The sequence below is a fragment of the Bacillus sp. EKM206B genome (genome assembly GCF_011066015.1).
Taxonomy (GTDB): domain Bacteria; phylum Bacillota; class Bacilli; order Bacillales; family Bacillaceae; genus Bacillus; species Bacillus velezensis.
The window spans coordinates 87,947-106,462 of the sequence record NZ_JAAMNL010000009.1; the positions used below are offsets into that span (position 1 = coordinate 87,947).

Below are 18,516 nucleotides of genomic sequence, written 5' to 3' on the forward strand. Positions count from 1 at the left end.
TTTTCCCATAATGGCAGAATGGTATATTGCATGTTTCATCCTTTTTTAATATAATTTGTTAGAATATTCATAATTTAATATCGAAATTTTAAGTAAAAAAGGAGGCATTACATGAAACTGTATCTATCTGTGGATATGGAAGGGATTTCCGGGCTGCCTGATGAAACATTTGTCAATTCCCGCATGCACAATTATGAGCGCGGCAGGGTTCTGATGACCGAAGAAGCAAACTGGTGCATCGCAGAAGCGTTTAATAACGGATGCACGGAAGTGACCGTGAATGACAGCCACTCAAAGATGAATAATCTGCTCGCGGAAAAACTTCACCCTGAGGCAGAACTGATTACGGGGGATGTCAAGCCGTTTTCCATGATGCAGGGCCTTGATGAATCGTATTCGGGTGTGATGTTTATCGGCTATCATGCGAGAGCGTCGATGCCGGGCGTCATGTCGCACAGCATGATATTCGGCGTCCGCCACTTTTACATAAATGATAAGCCGGTCGGTGAACTGGGGTTAAATGCCTATCTCGCCGGATTTTACGATGTCCCGGTCATCATGGCTGCAGGAGATGATTGCGCCGCAAAAGAAGCGGAGGAGCTGATCCCGAATGTGACGACTGCCGCCGTCAAACAAACCATTTCAAGAACCGCGGTCAAATGCCTGTCCCCTCAAAAAGCCGGACGGCTCCTGACGGAAAAAACAGCCTATGCGCTCAAAAATAAAGATAAGGTCAAACCGCTGACTCCGCCTGAAAGACCTGTATTAGGCATTGAATTTGCCAACTACGGACAGGCTGAATGGGCCCATTTAATGCCGGGCACAGAAATCATCCCGGGAACGACAATCGTTCAATTTCAGGCAAAAGACATGCCGGAAGCCTATCAGGCCATGCTCGTCATGACAGAACTCGCCATGAGAACAACATTCTGTTAAAGGGGTGAACGGCATTGCTGCGGTATTTTATCAAACGTTTTATCGCCATGATTATGACCGTCCTCGTCATCACCACTCTGACATTTGTCATGATGAAAGTGATACCCGGTTCGCCTTTTAACGAAGAGCGGGGCACAAACGAAGCGGTCCAGCGAAATCTCGAATCCTACTACCATCTGAACGAACCTCTTATCACTCAATACGCCATCTATCTAAAATCCATTCTTACCTTTGATTTCGGTCCTTCAATTAAAAAACCGTCAGACAGTGTAAACGCTATGCTTGAACGCGGGTTTCCGGTCTCATTTGAGCTTGGGATAACGGCGATCATCATCGCTGTTATTTCCGGGCTCGCGCTCGGCATAATGGCCGCTCTCAGGCGCGGCGGCTTTCTCGATTATGCGGCCATGAGCCTTGCGGTGCTCGGGATTTCCATTCCGAATTTTATTATGGCTACGCTGCTGATTCAGCAATTTGCGGTTCATCTGAGATGGTTTCCGGCAGCTACCTGGACGAGTCCCGTTCACATGGTCCTGCCGACTGTTGCGCTTGCCGTCGGTCCCATGGCCATTATCGCGAGGCTGACAAGATCAAGCATGGCCGAAGTGCTGACTCAGGATTACATCCGCACGGCAAAAGCAAAGGGGCTTTCTCCCGTCAAAATTGTGATCAAACACGCATTGAAAAATGCTCTTATGCCTGTTGTGACAGTCCTCGGGACGCTTGCCGCAAGTATTTTAACGGGCAGTTTCGTCATCGAGAAAATTTTTGCCATACCGGGAATGGGCAAATATTTCGTAGAAAGCATCAATCAGCGAGATTACCCGGTCATCATGGGAACGACCGTATTTTACAGTGTGATTCTGATCGTCCTGCTGTTTCTGGTTGATTTGGCATACGGCCTGTTAGACCCGCGCATAAAACTTCATAAGAAAGGGTGATCCTGATGAATCTCCCGCAAGAAACGGTAAAACACACAGAAGTGCCTGATGACTGGTTTCAGCCGGGCGCGGAAAGAAAGGGTGAAACCGAGTCGGTCAAGCGTCCGAGCCTGTCTTACACTCAGGATGCGTGGCGGCGGCTTAAAAAGAACAAATTGGCGATGGCCGGCCTTGTGATATTATGCTGCCTGTTTCTATCGGCTGTGTTCGGTCCGCTGATATCACCGCACAGCGTGACAAGGCAGACGCTCGCCGAGCAGAATCTTCCGCCGTCTTTTTCACACTGGTTCGGAACCGATGAACTTGGCCGGGACGTGTTTACAAGAACATGGTACGGAGCGAGGATCTCTTTATTTGTCGGTGTGATGGCGGCGCTGATCGACTTTTTGATCGGCGTCATCTACGGAGGCGTCGCCGGCTACAAAGGGGGCCGGACAGACAGCGCCATGATGAGAATCATCGAGGTTCTCTACGGATTGCCGTATCTGCTCGTTGTCATTTTGTTAATGGTGCTGATGGGGCCGGGGCTCAGTTCCATTATCGTCGCTCTGACCGTGACGGGATGGGTCGGCATGGCGCGGATTGTCAGAGGGCAGGTGCTGAGGATGAAGCATGATGAACACGTATTGGCTTCGAAAACGTTTGGAGCGAAAACATTTCGGATCATTAAGAAAAATCTGCTGCCGAATACGATGGGAGCCATTATTGTCCAAATGACGCTTACGGTGCCGGCGGCGATTTTTGCGGAATCATTTTTAAGTTTTCTCGGACTCGGCATTCAGGCGCCGTTTGCAAGCTGGGGAGTCATGGCAAACGACGGGCTGCCGGCGATTTTATCAGGCCATTGGTGGCGGCTGTTTTTCCCCGCTTTTTTCATTTCCTTGACGATGTACGCGTTTAACGTACTTGGAGACGGCTTGCAGGACGCGTTAGACCCGAAACTGAGGAGGTAGGAAAAATGGCGCAGCAAGTTCTTTCCGTTCAAAATCTGCATGTTACTTTTTCAACATACGGAGGCACTGTAAAAGCCGTCAGAGGCGTCAGCTTCGATTTATATAAAGGTGAAACGTTTGCGATCGTCGGTGAATCGGGCTGCGGAAAAAGCGTGACGTCACAAGCCGTGATGGGTCTTCTTCCGAAACATTCGGCAAAGATTGAATCCGGAAGCATACAATTTAAACAGAAAGACCTTTGCCAAATGTCGGATCGGGAAATGCGGGGAATCCGGGGGCGCAATATTTCTATGATCTTTCAGGACCCGATGACGGCGCTCAATCCGACTTTGACCATAGGGAATCAGCTCTCAGAAGCGCTGTTGGAACACCGCGCCATGGCAAGAAAACAAGCTGAATCCGAAGTTCTCGCCATGCTGGATCTGGTCGGTATCCCGGACTCGAAATCCCGCCTGAAGCAGTACCCCCACCAATTAAGCGGGGGCATGCGGCAGCGGATCGTGATCGCGATGGCTCTGATCTGCGAGCCGGAAATTATGATCGCCGATGAACCGACAACGGCTCTTGATGTGACGATTCAAGCACAAATCCTTGAATTATTTAAGAAGATTCAAAGAAAAACAGGCGTGTCTATTATTCTGATCACACACGATCTCGGCGTCGTCGCTCAGACCGCCGACAGAGTCGCCGTCATGTATGCGGGGAAAATCGCCGAAATCGGCACGAGGCATGATATTTTTTACAGTCCGGCTCATCCATACACAAAGGGACTGCTTCGTTCAGTGCCGCGGCTGGATATGGAGGATAGTGAGCTGTCGCCGATTGACGGGACGCCGCCTGATTTATTCGATCCGCCGCCGGGCTGCCCGTTTGCCGCCCGCTGCCCGGACAGGATGATCGTCTGTGAAAAGGTATACCCGGCAACAACCGTGAAATCCAAAAGCCATATCGTCAACTGCTGGCTTCAGGATCACCGTGCAGAGCGGCTGAAGCAGCAGATGACGGCAGCAGAGGAAAAAGGGGGATTGAAATGAAAAAGAGATGGGCGATCGGTGTGATTGCTGTTGTTTCGTTTGCTCTGATGGGCTGTACAGCCAATGAACAGGCGGGGACAGAACCCGGCAAAGCAAAAGAACAGGGGGGTGAAACGGTGCTGCGGCTCAATAACGAAAATGAGCCGACCTCACTTGATCCGCCGATCGGATTTAATAATGTATCCTGGCAGCCGCTGAATAACATCATGGAAGGATTGACGAGGCTCGGAAAAGATAATAAGCCCGAACCGGCCATGGCGGAAAGCTGGAAGGTGTCCGCTGATAAGCTGACATATACCTTCAATATCCGGGATAACGCCGAATGGACAAATGGCGATCCCGTTACGGCGGAAGACTTCGTGTACGCCTGGAAACGGATGCTCGATCCGAAAACGGGCGCATCTTCCGCTTTTCTCGGCTATATGATCAAAGGCGGGGAAGAATTTAACAGCGGAAAAGGCAAACAAGAAGACGTGAAAGTCACGGCAAAAGATAAAAAAACGCTTGTCGTCACATTGGCGGCACCGCAGGATTATTTTCTGAGCGTCGTGTCCAATCCGGCGTATTTCCCGATTAATGAGAAGGTCGCCAAGGCTGATCCGAAATGGTTCACTGAAGCAAAAACCTTTGTCGGCAACGGGCCGTTCAAACTGACGGAATGGAAGCATGACGACAGCATGACGATGGTCAAAAACGAGACGTATTGGGATAAAAAGACGGTGAAACTGGATAAAGTCACATGGGCGATGGTCAGTGACCGGAATACCGACTATCAGATGTTCCAGTCGGGGGATTTGGATACCGCCTTTGTGCCGGCAGAGCTGAGCGAGCAGCTGATGGGAGGAAAAAATGTCCGCACGTGGGATCAGGCCGGGCTCTATTTCTATCGTTTTAACGTAAAAATGGAGCCGTTTCAAAATGAAAAGATCAGAAAAGCGTTCGCTGCAGCGATTGATCAGAAAGAAATCACGGATTATGTGACCAAAAACAGTGAAAAGCCGGCACATGCCTTTGTATCCCCGGGATTTACTCAGCCTGACGGGAAAGATTTCCGCGAAGCGGGCGGCAGTTTATTAAATCCGGATGAATCAGAAGCCAAAAAACTGCTGGAAAAAGGCATGGCAGAAGAGCATTATGACAAGCTGCCCGCCGTTACATTGACATACAGCACAAAACCGGAGCATAAGAAAATAGCGGAAGCGATTCAGCAGAAGCTCAAAAGTGTGCTCGGTATAGACGTTAAGCTCGCCAATATGGAATGGAACGTCTTTTTAGAAGAGCAGAAAGGACTGAAGTTCCAGTTCTCTCAAAGCTCATTTTTACCGGATTACGCAGATCCGATCAGTTTTCTAGAGGCTTTCCAGACGGATAATTCCATGAACCGCACGGGCTGGGGCAGCGCGGCATACGACGGCTACATCAAGCAGGCAAAACAGGAAGCCGATGCCAAAAAACGTTTTGCGCTCATGCATAAAGCGGAAAAACTGCTCATGAACGAGGCTCCGATCATTCCGATTTACTTTTACAATCAGGTGCATCTGCAGAACAGCGGCGTGAAGGGCATTGTCCGGCACCCCGTCGGTTACATTGATCTGAAGTGGGCGGAAAAGTCCTGATCTTACAGCGGAAACATACGCCGCTCTTTTGCCGTTAAAGGAGCGGCGTGTTTCACTTTTCAATCCGGAAAGGAGATTGAAAAAGTCATGAACCATAAACCGAAAGCACTGCAAAAAGGCGACACGGTCGGTGTGATTGCGCCCGCAAGCCCGCCTGAGAGCGGGACACTGCAAACCGCGCTGCTGTTTTTAGAGAATGAGCTTGGCCTTCAAGTGAAACTCGGCCGGGCGCTGAAGACCCGTCACGGCTATTTGGCGGGAGAGGACCGGGCGCGCCTCGATGATCTCCATGACATGTTTAGTGATCAGAGTGTCAAAGCGGTGATATGCGCGTGCGGAGGATTCGGCACGGGCCGCATTGCCGCCGACATCGATTTCGGCTTAATCCGCCGCAATCCGAAAATTTTCTGGGGATACAGTGATATCACGTTTTTACATACCGCCATTCATCAAAATACGGGGCTCGTCACATTTCACGGCCCGATGCTGAGCACGGATGTCGGGCTTGAAGATGCTGATCCCCTGACAAAAGCGTCGTATCATCAGCTTTTTACAGAAACGGAATTCACCTATACGGAGGACATTTCTCCGCTTGAGGTGCTGACAGGCGGAAGGGCCGAGGGAGAGCTTGCGGGAGGCAACTTGTCGCTCATTACGTCCACACTCGGCACGCCGTTTGAAATTGATACAAAAGACAAATTGCTGTTTATCGAGGATATTGATGAGGAGCCGTATCAAATCGACAGAATGCTGAATCAATTAAAGATGGCCGGAAAACTGTCAGACGCTGCCGGAATCCTGGTCTGTGATTTTCACCAATGCGAACCGAAGCATAAAGAAAAGTCGCTTACTTTAGAGCAAGTGCTGAACGATTACATTGTCAAATCAGGGAAGCCCGCGCTCAAAGGCTTTAAAATCGGCCATTGTTCACCGAGCTTCGCCGTTCCGATCGGAACCCGCGCGGTTATGGATACGGCGGCCAAAGCGGTAACGATTGAATCGGGGGTTTCCGGAAGGGAGTGATCAGGCGTGAGGATTACAGATATTCAAACGGGACGGATGTCCGTGCCGCTGAAAAAGCCGTTTAAGACCGCTTTACGCACGGTTTACAATGCTGAATCGGTCATTGTGAAGCTCACTTTTGACAACGGTCTGACCGGCTGGGGGGAGGCGCCGCCGACGGTTGTCATTACAGGCGACAGCGCGGACGGTATTGAAAGCGCCGTCCACGATGTGCTGAAGCCCGCTCTCTTGGGGCGGGGCATTTCCGGCATGGAAGCCGTTTTGTTTGATATCAGCCGGCTGTTGGAAAGAAATCAAAGCGCAAAAGCCGCGGTGGATATGGCTGTATATGACGGATGGGCGCAAATGCACGGACAGCCGCTTTACCGGCTTCTCGGCGGCTATCGGAATACACTGGAAACAGATTTTACCGTCAGCGTTAACTCTCCTGAGGAGATGGCGGGGGATGCAGACCGTTATGTGAACAAAGGATTTCATATTTTAAAAATAAAAGTCGGCATAGGTGACATATCAGACGATGTTGCCCGGATTCAGGCGATCAGATCACGTGTCGGCGCAAACGTCAAACTGAGATTGGACGCCAACCAAGGCTGGACGCCGAAAGAAGCCGTGACTGCGATCCGAAAGATGGAAGACGCCGGACTGGGCATTGAGCTGGTCGAGCAGCCTGTTCACAAAGACGATATCGCCGGGCTGAAGCAGGTCACAGATGCCGTAGACACGCCGATTATGGCGGATGAGAGCGTCTTTACCCCCCGTCAGGCCTTTCACGTGCTGCAGACGAGAAGCGCCGATTTAATTAATATTAAGCTGATGAAAGCGGGCGGCATAAAGCAGGCGGAAACAATCAATGCGATGGCGGAAACGTGCGGCGTGGAATGCATGGTCGGCAGCATGATTGAGACCAAACTCGGCATCACCGCCGCGGCCCATTTTGCCGCGGGCAAACGGAATGTGACGAGGTTTGATTTTGATGCGCCGCTTATGCTGAAAGATGATTTGATTCAAGGCGGCATCACATACAGCGGCAGTCAGATTGCGATTCCCGACGAACCGGGTCTCGGCATTACCGGTGTGTCGATACAAGAGGGGGCGAAAAGATGAGAGCAGCCGTTACAGCGGCGGCAGCCAACGTATGGACGCTGCCGTCATCTCCCCGTTCGGATGATGCGCCGATGCTTGAAAACCCGCCGCAGATCAGAAAATGGTTAGCGTCTATGGGATATGAAGAGCGGCTGCAATTATGCACAGACAACCTTGTCCAAACGCAAGCGCTTTTCGGGGAAGAAGTGATCATTCTCAAAGAGGAAGGGGAATGGGCTTTTGTCGCCGTTCCCGGCCAGCCTTCAAACAAGGATGTGCGCGGATATCCGGGGTGGATGAAAAAAAGCCAGCTTTCAAAAGACGGCTTCCATACATCTTCCCCCGCCGTATGGATTACCAAACCGACAGCTATTTTATATCACACAAACGGCGAACCGGACTTGGAAGTAAGTTTCTTAACGCGTCTTCCGGCATCAGGACGTGAGAAAGGCTTTTTCCGGGTGGTGACGCCGCTCGGAGAAAGGTTCGTAAATGAAGCTGACGCAGACGAGTGCCGGCATACGGAAGGACGGGCGGCCGATGTCATCGAAACGGGCATGATGTTTCTCGGGCTTCCGTATTTATGGGGAGGACTGAGCGGTTTCGGGTTTGACTGTTCCGGGTTTATGTATTCGATATTTAAAGCAAACGGCTATACCCTTCCCCGTGATGCAAAGGACCAAGCAAAAGCCGGATGCGGCGCGGCGGTAAACGATATCCTGCCGGCTGACCTTTTGTTTTTCGCCTATGAAGAAGGAAAAGGCGCGATCCACCATGTCGGTTTGGCGCTGGGAGACGGCCGAATGCTGCACTCCCCGAAAACGGGAAAAACAATCGAAGTGCTGTCTTTGGAAGGAACCGTCTATGAAAAAGAATTATGCACCGTACGCCGCTGTATAAGCGAAAAGGGGGAATAGAAAATGACGGCATCTCCGCTCCTTGAAGTCAGCGGGCTGAAAATGCATTTTGACGCAGGAAGAAAGAAAGCCGTAAAAGCAGTCGACGGTGTCAGCTTTCACATTAAAAGAGGGGAAACATTCGGACTTGTCGGAGAATCGGGATGCGGTAAATCGACGCTCGGAAGGGTTATTCTCCGTCTGTATGACCCGACGGCCGGTTCGGTATCATATGAAGGGACGGATATACACCGTGCCGCGGCAGAACAGCGGTCGGTCTTCTTCCGCAAGCTGCAGATGATTTTCCAGGACCCTTACGCCTCGTTAAATCCGCGCCTGACCGTAAGGGAAATTATTATGGAGCCGATGGAAATCCACAATCTTTACAATACAAGAAAAGCCCGTCTGATGATGGCGGATGAACTGCTTGAAGCTGTCGGGCTCCATCCGGATTTCGGCAGCCGGTATCCCCACGAATTCAGCGGCGGACAGAGGCAGAGAATCGGGATTGCCAGAGCGCTCTCTCTGCATCCCGAATTTATCGTGGCGGATGAGCCGATTTCCGCGCTGGATGTGTCGGTACAGGCTCAGGTCGTCAACCTTTTAAAAAGGCTTCAGAAAGAGAAAGGGCTGACATTTTTATTTATCGCCCACGATTTATCAATGGTCAAGCATATCAGCGACCGGATCGGCGTGATGTATTTGGGCCGCATGATGGAAATTACAGAAAGCGCTGCGCTTTACCGGGAACCGCTTCACCCTTATACGAAGGCGCTTTTATCCTCAATCCCGATTCCTGATCCGCTTCTTGAGGACAAGCGTGAACGGATTATTCTGAAAGGGGAGCTGCCGAGCCCCCTTAACCCGCCGAGCGGCTGTGTATTCAGGACGCGGTGTCCTGAAGCGATGGAGCTCTGCGGTAAGATAACGCCAGAGCTTGAAGAAGTGAAGGCGGGGCGTTTTGTCGCCTGCCATTTATACAAAAAAGAAAGCTGACAATATAAAGTCAGCTTTCTTTTTTAATTAAACCTGATGCAGAAATAACACACAGACCGGATACGGAACCGGAATGTCAGATTGAAGCAGAGTCAATTTGCCCGTTTCCGGATCACGTTCAAACAAAACCAGATTTCCCGTTTCTTCGTTTGACGCGACAAGGAATGTCTCGGAAGGGTCAAACGCGAAATCACGCGGCCAGTTTCCTTCTGTCGGCACCCATTCAATAAGAGACAATTCGCCGGAATATTGGTTGATCTTAAAGATGGCGATGCTGTCATGTCCGCGGTTGGCGGCATAAAGAAATCTGCCGTCTTTAGATATGCGGATCGCGCTGCCTTGCGATTTGTCCGTAAAGCCTTCAGGCAAAGCGGAAATGACCTGCAGCTCTCTGAATTCACCTAAGGTCGGGTTGTATTCAAGCGCGATGACTTCATTACTGATTTCCGTCATGACATAGGCGTATTTTTCCGCCGGATGGAAAACGATGTGGCGCGGCCCTGAACCCGGTGCGAAAGAGTGAGTTTTCACCTCTGTGAGCGAACCGTTTTTCATTTGGTAAGTATAAAGCGTATCCGTCCCTAAATCGACGGCTGCAATGTAGTTATGCTCAGGTGTATAGCCTGCGAAATGGGTATGCGGTTTCTCTTGTCTTTCATGAGGACCTGTTCCCGTATGACCGGCTTCGGCAGCCGGCTCCCGCAGACTTCCGTCTTCATTGACGGGAAAGGCGTGCACTTTTCCGCTGTGGTAATTAGCGGTTAACACATATTCATGTTTATCATCAATGCTGACGTGGCATGGAGACGGGCCTTCAATCAGCTGGTGGTTTACAAAAGTTAATTCCCCGCTGTTCTGATGAATCTGATAGGCTGCGACGCCGCCTTTTCCGTCTGCCTTTTCAATGGAATACAGCATGCTGTTATCAGAATTCGGAGTGACGTATGTCGGGTTGCCGAGCTTTGCTGCCAGCTTCGGACGGCTGAGCCGTTTCGCTTCTGTATCAAGTTCAAAACAATAAATGCCTTCGCTTCCGCCTTTTGTATATGTTCCCGCGTATCCTATGTACTTAGCCATTCGGTTTCCCCCTTTAGAGTCTTGTCTTCTCTATATTAACGTATCTTGAAGGAAACTGCCTTGTAAATGTTTAAGATGTTCTGACAAGCGGCAAGGTGCAGCAGCGGAAGGAACCGCCTGATTTAATAATTTCGGAAAACTCGATTTCAATGACTGTATAACCTCTTTTTCTGAGCTCGCGGTTCGTATGACGGTGCTGCGGCAGGCTGATAATTGTCTGATTGCTGAGTGACAGGATATTAGGACCGAGCGTGAATTGCTCTTCTTCAGGCACTTCTATCATCTCAAAACGTTCGGCGAGAAGATCAATTTCTTCCTGCCGCAAGCCATTTTTGCAGTATAGCGCTTCCGTTTCCGAGATCATATTAAATACACAGTCCAAATGTAAGAAATCCTCCTTGAGAGGGATCGGCACAACCGTCATCTCCGGCAGCGCCTCCCGCAGCTCCCGGACAGCCGCTTTATCCGTGCGCTTGCTCAGCCCGGTGTAAACGGTGCCGTCTGCGATCAAGATGTCGCCGCCTTCAATGTTCGCTTTTTTCAGTCGCGTATAAGGGATTTTCTTATTGTCAAGCAGGTTTTGAAACACTTTTTCTTCTCCCTGCCGGACTGAAGCCGCCATGTTTGAAATAAACGCCGTCTCGCCTAAGACAAATCCGATATCCCGGGTGAATACCTGCTCAGGCAATGCGGGATCGGCAGGCAGCAGGACGACTTCAATCTGATGAGATCTTAAAATGTCAATAAACTCACTATGCTGTTTGAGGGCAACGGGTATGTTAATATTTTCTTGTTTGAAATGTTTCTGCGTTCCGTTAATAATATCCTTGATGGCCATGTGTTCCGGCCGGCATAAGATGACTGTCTGCAAAGCATCAAACTCACTGCGGCAAGCCGGTTTCCGCGTGGATTTGGGAATGGATACGTCCATGTGATATCCTCCTGTCGGTATTCAATGTGCGTTTATTATTCCCGGATGTGATGAATAATGAAACATTTATGAGAGAATATCTAACCAACTTAATATTTAAAATTTTAGACAAAACGGTCAAAGTATCGTTTAATAGGGTACAGATGAATGAGTCAAAACGACCAGACACCAAAGGGGAGTTTAAATAATATGAAGTTGCCAGAATCAAGATTTTGCAAAGAAACAAGGGTTGTTAAAACAAGCAGGGTTTTTCCGCTTGATACGAATAATCACAATACGCTGTTTGGCGGAAAGCTGATGAGCTACATTGATGATATCGCTTCAATTTCCGCGGCCCGCCACTGCCGGTGTGAAACAGTCACGGCCTCAATGGATTCTGTAGATTTTTTGCGCCCCATCGGCCAACAAGATTCCGTATGCCTTGAATCTTACGTCACATGGGTCGGCACATCGTCTATGGAGGTGTTTGTCAAAGTCATTAAAGAACATCTGATGACGGGCGAACGCGAGCTTGCGGCAACGTCGTTTCTGACCTTTGTCGCGCTTGATTCAAACGGGAAATCGGTACCCGTTCCGCGGATCGTGCCGGAAACCGAGGAAGAAATCATGCTTCACAATACGGCCGTTCAGCGCGCCGGAGAACGAAAAAACCGCTTAAAACACAGCAAGGCCCTGGCCGAGGCGCTCGGAACAGATAAACCTTGGTAATCGTCAAACCGCTTTTTTAAAAAGCGGTTTTTTTATGCTGAGAAAGGACTTTTCCTGCCGGATCCATAATCTATTACAGGGAAAGGAGACGTGGCGTGCATGATGAAACATAAGTCTTCCGGCACCATCCTGACAACCGGGCGTATCCGTCTGCGGACTATGCGGGATGACGATGAAGAAAATTTGTACGGGCTGTTTACCGACAGAGAGGTCATGAAATATTATCCTTCTCTTAAAAGCAGACGGGAAACGAAGGAATGGATTGCCTGGAACAAACGATTGGCCGCAGGATACGGCGTCAGTCTTTGGATCGCAGAGGATAAAGAGACGGGCGCATTTCTCGGTCAATGCGGAATCGTTCCGCAGACGGTAAACGGAAACACTTTGATGGAAATCGGCTATATGTTTGCCCGCCGCCGCTGGGGCTGCGGCTATGCGACAGAGGCAGCGAACGCCTGTCTGGACTACGGTTTTCATACGCAGCAATACGGACGCATAGCGGCGCTGATTGATCCGGAAAACGCTGCCTCCGTCCGTGTCGCGGAAAAAATCGGTATGGTGCCCGGTGAGACCGTTACCAAATGGGAGAGGCAGCTGACGGTATTTGACATCACATCTGACGTTGAACGTTTCGGCAAAATGTAGTATGATACGAACAGACATGTTTTCTAGGGTTCCGCATGTTCATACATGGCCTGGTCCGAGAGAAAACACATATGCGGACATATCCCGCATATGCACACGGAGGGAAAAAAGCCCGGGAGAGTCAATCTCATGTGAGACGACTATCCGGGCTTTTTGTATTGTCCGGAAACAGAAAGGGTGAAAAACATGAAATGGGGTTTAGTGGTCATAGCGGCCGTATTTGAAGTGGTATGGGTCACCGGCCTGAAACATGCTGATTCGGCACTGGCATGGAGCGGCACGATTGTGGGAATCATCATCAGTTTTTATCTATTAATCAAGGCGACAGACAGCCTGCCCGTAGGAACGGTATATGCGGTCTTTACCGGACTCGGGACAGCGGGCACCGTGCTCAGTGAAATCCTGCTTTTCAAAGAGCAGGCCGATCCGGTGAAAATCGTGCTGATCGGCGTTTTGCTGATCGGTGTCATCGGATTAAAGCTGGTCACACAGGATAAGCCTGAGACGAAGGAGGAGAAGGCGTAATGCATTGGATCAGCCTGATAGCCGCGGGTCTTTGTGAAATGCTCGGGGTCATTTTAATGAATCAATTTCAAAAAGAAAAGAAAGTCAAATGGATTCTTTTCATTATCGCCGGATTTGCGGCTTCTTTTTCCCTGCTTTCTTATGCGATGGAGACGATCGCGATGGGCACGGCCTATGCGATCTGGACCGGTATCGGCACGGCGGGCGGCGCATTAGCCGGCATTCTTTTCTACGGCGAGCAGAAGGATGCGAAGCGTATCTTTTTCATTGCGCTTATTTTATGCGCTGCCGTAGGGCTGAAAATTCTTTCGTAAATTGATTTTTATCAAATCTTCAGTATAATCTATTAGTAAGTTACGAATTATGAAGATACGAGGGATTAAAACAGATGAATTCATATATGACACAGCGGCTGAAAGAATACCGCCGCGGGAATGAGGAAAAAGGGCGCCTGCTTGTCAGCTGCCCCGACCAGCCGGGAATTGTATCGGCAGTGTCGGCGTTTTTGTTTGAACATGGTGCAAACATTATTGAATCAAATCAATACACGACTGATCCTGAAGGCGGACGGTTTTTTCTTAGGATCGAATTCGACTGCAAGGGCATTCGTGAGAAAAAAGAGGACTTACAGCAGGCGTTCGCCTCAATCGCCCAGACATTCGGCATGACATGGAGCCTGTCTCTGGCAAGTGAGCTGAAGCGGGTGGCGATCTTTGTATCGAAGGAGCTGCACTGCCTTCATGAACTGATTTGGGAATGGCAAAGCGGCAATATGATGGCCGAAATTGCGGTCGTCATCAGCAACCACGAAGAGGCCAAAGAAGTGGTCGAACCGCTGAATATTCCGTTCCATTACATGAAAGCTAACAAAGACATCCGCGCCGAAGTGGAGCGGCGCCAGCTTGAGCTGCTGGAGCGGTATAAGATTGATGTGATCGTTCTTGCCCGCTACATGCAGATTTTGACGTCTGATTTTGTATCTGCCCATCCGAATCGGATTATTAACATCCACCATTCATTTCTGCCGGCCTTTATCGGCGCTAACCCGTATAAACGGGCTTATGAGCGCGGAGTGAAATTAATCGGCGCGACCTCTCACTATGTGACGGACGATCTTGATGAAGGGCCTATTATTGAACAGGATATTGAACGCGTCGATCACAGAGATCACGCAGAGGATCTGAAGAATATCGGCAGAACGATTGAGCGGAGCGTGTTGGCAAGAGCCGTAAAATGGCATCTGGAAGACCGCGTCATCGTTCACGGAAACAAAACGATCGTATTTAATTAATGGCGGTCCGCCGGGGAGGCGGACTGTTTTTTATGGATGAAAATGTCTTGACAAGAACCTGTTTTCTTTGCATAATATAAAAAAATCATTGAGCGTTGAAGAGGATCAGTACGCAGAACTTTCTGTGACAGAGAGCAAAATGGCCCGCTGAAACATTTTGCCGCATGAAACCTGCCGAACCTGCCTTGGAGTCCTGAGGGGAAAACTCAGGCGCGATAACCTGGCGTTACAGGAAAGCGGGACGCGTGAAAAACGCGTTCAAACAAGGTGGTACCACGGAAAGCCCATTTCGTCCTTATTTTTCAGGACGGAATGGGCTTTTTTTATTGACAGAGCCGGTTTGGATTGATTGCCACGGAGGAGAAATGATGAAAAAACAAAGAATTGTTGTGAAAATCGGGAGCAGCTCGCTCACCAACAGTAACGGAAGTATTGATGAAGCAAAAATCAAGGAACATACGGAAGCCATTTCTTTATTAAAAGAAAACGGGCATGAAGTGATCCTCATTACCTCAGGCGCCGTGGCAGCGGGTTTTTCCGCTCTCGGCTATCCGTCGCGACCCGTTACGATAAAAGGAAAGCAGGCAGCTGCCGCAGTCGGCCAGACGCTTTTAATGCAGCAATATATGGACCATTTAAAAAGATACGGTCTGACACCGGCACAAATTTTATTAACAAGAAATGATTTCTCAAAAAGAGAGCGGTACAGAAATGCCTATGCCACTGTAATGGAACTGTTGGAGCGTGGCGTCGTGCCGATTATTAATGAGAATGATTCCACATCAGTCGAAGAGCTGACGTTTGGTGATAACGACATGCTGTCGGCGCTGGTGAGCGGGTTGATTCATGCAGACCAATTAATGATTATCACAGACATTAACGGGCTGTACGATGCCAATCCGAATGAAAACCCGGACGCAAAGCGGTTCGACTATCTGAATGACATCACACCTGAATTGCTTGGATATGCCGGATCAGCAGGCTCAAAGGTCGGCACCGGAGGCATGAAGTCAAAACTTCTCGCCGCCCAGACCGCATTGTCGCTCGGGGTGAAGGTGTTTATCGGAACCGGCTCCGGACGGGAAAAACTGATGGGAATTTTAGACGGAAAAGGCGACGGCACTTATATCGGCGATAAAGACCTGTCCTCAGTGAATAATACACGGCAATGGATCATGTTTCATTCTCCGATATCAGGGGAAATCATCATTGATGGGGGAGCGGAGCAGGCGATGATCCATAACGGGTCAAGTCTCCTCCCGGCCGGCGTCGCCGATGTCTGCGGCAGTTTTCCGAAAGGGGCCGTAGTGGAAGTCAGAGGACCCGGCGGCATTATCGGCAAAGGGCAGACGCAGTACTCATCCGATGAAATTTTAGAAGCCAAAGGGAAGCGGAGCGACCAGCTTTCAGGAACGAAGCAGGTGGAAGTGATTCACAGAGATGATTGGGTGAATTTATTTGACGAGGGGGAACACAAATGAGTGAAGTATTGCAAAAAGCGGCTTTGGCAAAAGAAGCGGCTGCCGAAATGGTCATGAAAACGACGGCTGAAAAAAACGAAGCGCTCCAATGTATCGCAGACGGACTCAGAAATGAACGCCGGCTGATTTTAACAGAGAATCAGAAAGATATTGAAGCGGGACGGAACAGAGGACTGACACCTGACATTATTGACAGGCTGACTCTTGATGAAAAACGCCTGCTCGATATCGCGGACGCCGTGGAACTATTAATCGGTCTTGAAGATCCCGTCGGTGAATCGCTGGAGACCATTCAAAAAGAGAATGGATTATCCATTGAAAAAATCCGCGTGCCCCTCGGAGTAGTGGGCATGATCTATGAGGCCAGACCGAACGTTACCGTAGACGCGGCCACACTCTGCCTGAAAACCGGAAACGCGGTTGTGCTCAGAGGAAGTTCTTCCGCCATCCACAGCAACATAGCGCTTGTCAGTGTGATGAAACGCGCACTGGGGCTGTCAAAGCTTCCGATTGATGCCGTTCAGCTCATAGAAGATACAAGCAAAGAAACCGCCAAACAGCTCTTTACATTAAATGACGGGCTGGATGTATTGATCCCGCGCGGCGGTAAAAATTTAATTGATCTTGTGGTCAGGGAATCAACCGTACCCGTTTTAGAAACCGGAGCGGGCAATTGCCACGTGTACATAGATGAGTCAGCAGATCCTCAAATGGCAGGCGAGATCGTCATCAATGCCAAAACACAGCGTCCTTCGGTCTGCAACGCGATTGAATCTCTTTTGATTCATGAAAAATGGGCCGAAGAACACGGGCGAAAGCTGCTGAATCAGCTGACAGAAAAAGGGGTGGAGCTCCGGGGAGACCAGGTGATTTGCAGACTGGAGCCTCAAGCGAAACAAGCAGAAGAAGCCGATTGGGGAGCGGAGTACCTGGCGCCGATTCTCAGTGTGAAAACGGTGCAGGACGTACAGGAGGCGGTCCGCCACATTCAGCAGTACGGCACAAACCATTCAGAAGCCATTCTGACGGAGAACGCCGAGCATGCGGCTTACTTCCAGACCGCCGTTGACGCCGCCGCCGTGTATCATAATGCTTCAACCCGGTTTACGGACGGTTTTGAATTCGGATACGGAGCCGAAATCGGCATCAGCACGCAAAAGCTTCACGCGAGAGGGCCGATGGGGCTTCCGGCGTTAACATCTACAAAAATCATCATCAAAGGAAACGGACAAATCCGCGTATAATCTTTTAAGCTTATCCTTCAAAAAGGGTAGGCTTTTTTTATGCGGAAAGATTGACGGTTCTTATTATATTGTGTAAAATTAAATTGTACACAATATAACAGAGGTGAATTCACATGACAAAACCATTATTTACTGCAACCGTATCAGCCGCCGGCGGACGTGAAGGGAAAGTCACGTCTTCTGACGGAGTGCTGAATCTTGATGTTGCCATGCCGGGAACGCCAAGAGCAAAAAAGCTCGAACATGCTACAAACCCTGAACAGCTGTTTGCCGCAGGATATTCAGCCTGCTTTGACAGCGCTCTTCAGCTCGTGGCGAGAAAAGAGCGTCTGAGTATTGAAACAGAGGTTACTGCGCATGTCAGTCTGCTGAAAGATGAAGCAGACCAAGGATATAAACTAGGCGTTACGCTTGAGGTCAAAGCATCCGGCATTGAGAAACAGGAGCTTGAAGCCCTTATTCAAAAAGCGCACGGTGTCTGCCCGTATTCAAAAGCGACAGCGGGAAATATTGAAGTGAAGCTTCTGGCAGCAGAATAAAAATAAGGATGCCCATTCGGGGCATCCTTATTTTTTGCCGTGCAGCGTATTCAAAACCTCATAAAGCGACTGCTTTAACTGCTTTAATTCCTCTTTTGACCGTCCCGTCTGTTCCAGCATGGCAATGGGAATATCCGCCGCTGTTTTCTGCAAGGCCCGTCCTTCATCTGTGAGTCTGATCGTCACGGATCGCTCGTCTTCAGCCGACCGCTTTCTCATGATAATTCCGTGCTGCTCCATCCGTTTCAGCATCGGTGTCAGCGTTCCGGAATCCAGGTACAAAAGCTCACCCATCCGTTTCACATTCAGTTCTTCGTGCTCCCATAATAAAAGCAGCGCCAAATATTGGGGATAAGTTACGTTGAGCTTATCAAGCAGCGGTTTGTACCGTTTCGTCATTTCCCTTGAGCTTGCGTACAGCAAAAAACAAAGCTGATTCTCCAGTTTCATATGTTCAAAATCTTTTTCTGCCATTACTTCTTTCACCAACTCTTTGTTTGTTAACGTTACCCCTATTGTAGCTGAAAAACGAACCATTTCCTATTCCAATCATGTTTAAAAATATGAGCAGGGGCAATATATACAGTAAGTACAATG

The 18,516-nt window shown here is 49.6% G+C and carries 20 protein-coding genes, 1 riboswitch and 1 other annotated feature; of the genes, 17 read left to right on the top strand and 3 right to left on the bottom strand.

Annotated features, from left to right (window positions below):
- The first annotated feature begins 111 nt into the window (after window positions 1-111).
- The 9 genes from G9F50_RS16000 to G9F50_RS16040 all read left to right on the top strand — a co-directional run bounded on the left by G9F50_RS16000 (window position 112) and on the right by G9F50_RS16040 (window position 9,478).
- Window positions 112-936 (top strand): M55 family metallopeptidase, encoded by an 825-nt coding sequence (locus tag G9F50_RS16000; protein WP_007407248.1) that lies wholly within the window; start codon window positions 112-114, stop codon window positions 934-936.
- A 14-nt stretch (window positions 937-950) separates the two neighbouring features.
- Entirely contained in the window at window positions 951-1,877 is a 927-nt protein-coding gene (locus G9F50_RS16005) for an ABC transporter permease (protein WP_007407247.1), read from the top strand.
- A gap of 5 nt (window positions 1,878-1,882) precedes the next feature.
- Window positions 1,883-2,830 carry an ABC transporter permease gene (locus G9F50_RS16010; RefSeq protein ID WP_017417615.1) on the top strand — a complete coding sequence of 316 codons (948 nt, stop codon included), beginning with the start codon at window positions 1,883-1,885 and terminating at the stop codon, window positions 2,828-2,830.
- Between the two features lie 5 nt (window positions 2,831-2,835).
- Entirely contained in the window at window positions 2,836-3,864 is a 1,029-nt protein-coding gene (locus tag G9F50_RS16015; protein ID WP_060561797.1) for an ABC transporter ATP-binding protein, read from the top strand.
- The gene (locus G9F50_RS16020) at window positions 3,861-5,480 is read left to right on the top strand and encodes a peptide ABC transporter substrate-binding protein (protein ID WP_012117375.1); all 1,620 of its coding nucleotides are present in this window, start codon (window positions 3,861-3,863) and stop codon (window positions 5,478-5,480) included. Before G9F50_RS16015 ends, G9F50_RS16020 begins: the two co-directional genes overlap by 4 nt.
- Window positions 5,481-5,567: 87 nt before the next feature.
- Window positions 5,568-6,503 (top strand): S66 peptidase family protein, encoded by a 936-nt coding sequence (locus tag G9F50_RS16025; RefSeq protein ID WP_060561796.1) that lies wholly within the window; start codon window positions 5,568-5,570, stop codon window positions 6,501-6,503.
- A 36-nt stretch (window positions 6,504-6,539) separates the two neighbouring features.
- Window positions 6,540-7,607: a dipeptide epimerase gene (locus G9F50_RS16030; protein ID WP_369878817.1), complete on the top strand. Its 1,068-nt coding sequence runs from the start codon at window positions 6,540-6,542 to the stop codon at window positions 7,605-7,607.
- Window positions 7,604-8,503 carry a C40 family peptidase gene (locus G9F50_RS16035; RefSeq protein ID WP_015417309.1) on the top strand — a complete coding sequence of 300 codons (900 nt, stop codon included), beginning with the start codon at window positions 7,604-7,606 and terminating at the stop codon, window positions 8,501-8,503. The genes G9F50_RS16030 and G9F50_RS16035 overlap by 4 nt, the downstream gene beginning before the upstream one ends.
- Window positions 8,504-8,506: 3 nt before the next feature.
- Window positions 8,507-9,478: an ABC transporter ATP-binding protein gene (locus G9F50_RS16040; RefSeq protein WP_007610864.1), complete on the top strand. Its 972-nt coding sequence runs from the start codon at window positions 8,507-8,509 to the stop codon at window positions 9,476-9,478.
- Between the two features lie 27 nt (window positions 9,479-9,505).
- Here G9F50_RS16040 and G9F50_RS16045 read toward each other — a convergent pair whose 3' ends face one another.
- Together G9F50_RS16045 and G9F50_RS16050 are read right to left on the bottom strand one after the other, a co-directional pair.
- On the bottom strand, window positions 9,506-10,555 hold the full coding sequence (locus G9F50_RS16045; protein ID WP_060561794.1) for a lactonase family protein: 1,050 nt from the start codon (window positions 10,553-10,555) through the stop codon (window positions 9,506-9,508).
- A 70-nt stretch (window positions 10,556-10,625) separates the two neighbouring features.
- Window positions 10,626-11,486 carry a dimethylarginine dimethylaminohydrolase family protein gene (locus tag G9F50_RS16050; protein ID WP_060561793.1) on the bottom strand — a complete coding sequence of 287 codons (861 nt, stop codon included), beginning with the start codon at window positions 11,484-11,486 and terminating at the stop codon, window positions 10,626-10,628.
- A 189-nt stretch (window positions 11,487-11,675) separates the two neighbouring features.
- Between G9F50_RS16050 and G9F50_RS16055 the strand changes: the two genes are divergently transcribed.
- The 8 genes from G9F50_RS16055 to G9F50_RS16090 all read left to right on the top strand — a co-directional run bounded on the left by G9F50_RS16055 (window position 11,676) and on the right by G9F50_RS16090 (window position 17,919).
- A complete protein-coding gene (locus tag G9F50_RS16055) occupies window positions 11,676-12,194 on the top strand; it encodes an acyl-CoA thioesterase (RefSeq protein WP_003154772.1) in 519 nt (172 codons plus the stop codon).
- Window positions 12,195-12,293: 99 nt separating this feature from the next.
- Complete coding sequence (locus G9F50_RS16060) at window positions 12,294-12,839, top strand: GNAT family N-acetyltransferase (RefSeq protein WP_060561792.1); 546 nt, start codon at window positions 12,294-12,296, stop codon at window positions 12,837-12,839.
- 12 nt (window positions 12,840-12,851) lie between these two features.
- Window positions 12,852-12,960, top strand: a riboswitch (guanidine-I (ykkC/yxkD leader).
- A 65-nt stretch (window positions 12,961-13,025) separates the two neighbouring features.
- On the top strand, window positions 13,026-13,364 hold the full coding sequence (locus G9F50_RS16065; RefSeq protein ID WP_015239709.1) for a DMT family transporter: 339 nt from the start codon (window positions 13,026-13,028) through the stop codon (window positions 13,362-13,364).
- The gene (locus G9F50_RS16070) at window positions 13,364-13,678 is read left to right on the top strand and encodes a DMT family transporter (protein ID WP_007407235.1); all 315 of its coding nucleotides are present in this window, start codon (window positions 13,364-13,366) and stop codon (window positions 13,676-13,678) included. The genes G9F50_RS16065 and G9F50_RS16070 overlap by 1 nt, the downstream gene beginning before the upstream one ends.
- Before the next feature lie 74 nt (window positions 13,679-13,752).
- On the top strand, window positions 13,753-14,655 hold the full coding sequence (purU, locus tag G9F50_RS16075) for a formyltetrahydrofolate deformylase (RefSeq protein WP_007407234.1): 903 nt from the start codon (window positions 13,753-13,755) through the stop codon (window positions 14,653-14,655).
- A gap of 86 nt (window positions 14,656-14,741) precedes the next feature.
- Window positions 14,742-14,955, top strand: a binding site (T-box leader).
- A 68-nt stretch (window positions 14,956-15,023) separates the two neighbouring features.
- Window positions 15,024-16,136 carry a glutamate 5-kinase gene (gene proB, locus G9F50_RS16080; protein WP_038461390.1) on the top strand — a complete coding sequence of 371 codons (1,113 nt, stop codon included), beginning with the start codon at window positions 15,024-15,026 and terminating at the stop codon, window positions 16,134-16,136.
- Entirely contained in the window at window positions 16,133-17,380 is a 1,248-nt protein-coding gene (proA, locus tag G9F50_RS16085) for a glutamate-5-semialdehyde dehydrogenase (protein WP_014417546.1), read from the top strand. Before proB ends, proA begins: the two co-directional genes overlap by 4 nt.
- 113 nt (window positions 17,381-17,493) lie before the next feature.
- Window positions 17,494-17,919, top strand: coding sequence for an organic hydroperoxide resistance protein (locus G9F50_RS16090; RefSeq protein ID WP_060561791.1), 426 nt, complete (start codon window positions 17,494-17,496; stop codon window positions 17,917-17,919).
- A 27-nt stretch (window positions 17,920-17,946) separates the two neighbouring features.
- Here G9F50_RS16090 and G9F50_RS16095 read toward each other — a convergent pair whose 3' ends face one another.
- Complete coding sequence (locus tag G9F50_RS16095) at window positions 17,947-18,456, bottom strand: MarR family winged helix-turn-helix transcriptional regulator (protein ID WP_020953982.1); 510 nt, start codon at window positions 18,454-18,456, stop codon at window positions 17,947-17,949.
- Window positions 18,457-18,516 lie beyond the last annotated feature (60 nt).

What these genes read in the sequence shown, in the direction of transcription:
- G9F50_RS16000 (WP_007407248.1), top strand. Translation starts at nt 112, where the DNA reads ATGAAACTGTATCTATCTGTGGATATGGAAGGGATTTCCGGGCTGCCT.
- G9F50_RS16010 (WP_017417615.1), top strand. Translation starts at nt 1,883, where the DNA reads ATGAATCTCCCGCAAGAAACGGTAAAACACACAGAAGTGCCTGATGAC.
- G9F50_RS16015 (WP_060561797.1), top strand. Translation starts at nt 2,836, where the DNA reads ATGGCGCAGCAAGTTCTTTCCGTTCAAAATCTGCATGTTACTTTTTCA.
- G9F50_RS16020 (WP_012117375.1), top strand. Translation starts at nt 3,861, where the DNA reads ATGAAAAAGAGATGGGCGATCGGTGTGATTGCTGTTGTTTCGTTTGCT.
- G9F50_RS16025 (WP_060561796.1), top strand. Translation starts at nt 5,568, where the DNA reads ATGAACCATAAACCGAAAGCACTGCAAAAAGGCGACACGGTCGGTGTG.
- G9F50_RS16030 (WP_369878817.1), top strand. Translation starts at nt 6,540, where the DNA reads ATGTCCGTGCCGCTGAAAAAGCCGTTTAAGACCGCTTTACGCACGGTT.
- G9F50_RS16035 (WP_015417309.1), top strand. Translation starts at nt 7,604, where the DNA reads ATGAGAGCAGCCGTTACAGCGGCGGCAGCCAACGTATGGACGCTGCCG.
- G9F50_RS16040 (WP_007610864.1), top strand. Translation starts at nt 8,507, where the DNA reads ATGACGGCATCTCCGCTCCTTGAAGTCAGCGGGCTGAAAATGCATTTT.
- G9F50_RS16045 (WP_060561794.1), bottom strand. Translation starts at nt 10,555, where the DNA reads ATGGCTAAGTACATAGGATACGCGGGAACATATACAAAAGGCGGAAGC.
- G9F50_RS16050 (WP_060561793.1), bottom strand. Translation starts at nt 11,486, where the DNA reads ATGGACGTATCCATTCCCAAATCCACGCGGAAACCGGCTTGCCGCAGT.
- G9F50_RS16055 (WP_003154772.1), top strand. Translation starts at nt 11,676, where the DNA reads ATGAAGTTGCCAGAATCAAGATTTTGCAAAGAAACAAGGGTTGTTAAA.
- G9F50_RS16060 (WP_060561792.1), top strand. Translation starts at nt 12,294, where the DNA reads ATGATGAAACATAAGTCTTCCGGCACCATCCTGACAACCGGGCGTATC.
- G9F50_RS16065 (WP_015239709.1), top strand. Translation starts at nt 13,026, where the DNA reads ATGAAATGGGGTTTAGTGGTCATAGCGGCCGTATTTGAAGTGGTATGG.
- G9F50_RS16070 (WP_007407235.1), top strand. Translation starts at nt 13,364, where the DNA reads ATGCATTGGATCAGCCTGATAGCCGCGGGTCTTTGTGAAATGCTCGGG.
- purU (WP_007407234.1), top strand. Translation starts at nt 13,753, where the DNA reads ATGAATTCATATATGACACAGCGGCTGAAAGAATACCGCCGCGGGAAT.
- proB (WP_038461390.1), top strand. Translation starts at nt 15,024, where the DNA reads ATGAAAAAACAAAGAATTGTTGTGAAAATCGGGAGCAGCTCGCTCACC.
- proA (WP_014417546.1), top strand. Translation starts at nt 16,133, where the DNA reads ATGAGTGAAGTATTGCAAAAAGCGGCTTTGGCAAAAGAAGCGGCTGCC.
- G9F50_RS16090 (WP_060561791.1), top strand. Translation starts at nt 17,494, where the DNA reads ATGACAAAACCATTATTTACTGCAACCGTATCAGCCGCCGGCGGACGT.
- G9F50_RS16095 (WP_020953982.1), bottom strand. Translation starts at nt 18,456, where the DNA reads ATGGTTCGTTTTTCAGCTACAATAGGGGTAACGTTAACAAACAAAGAG.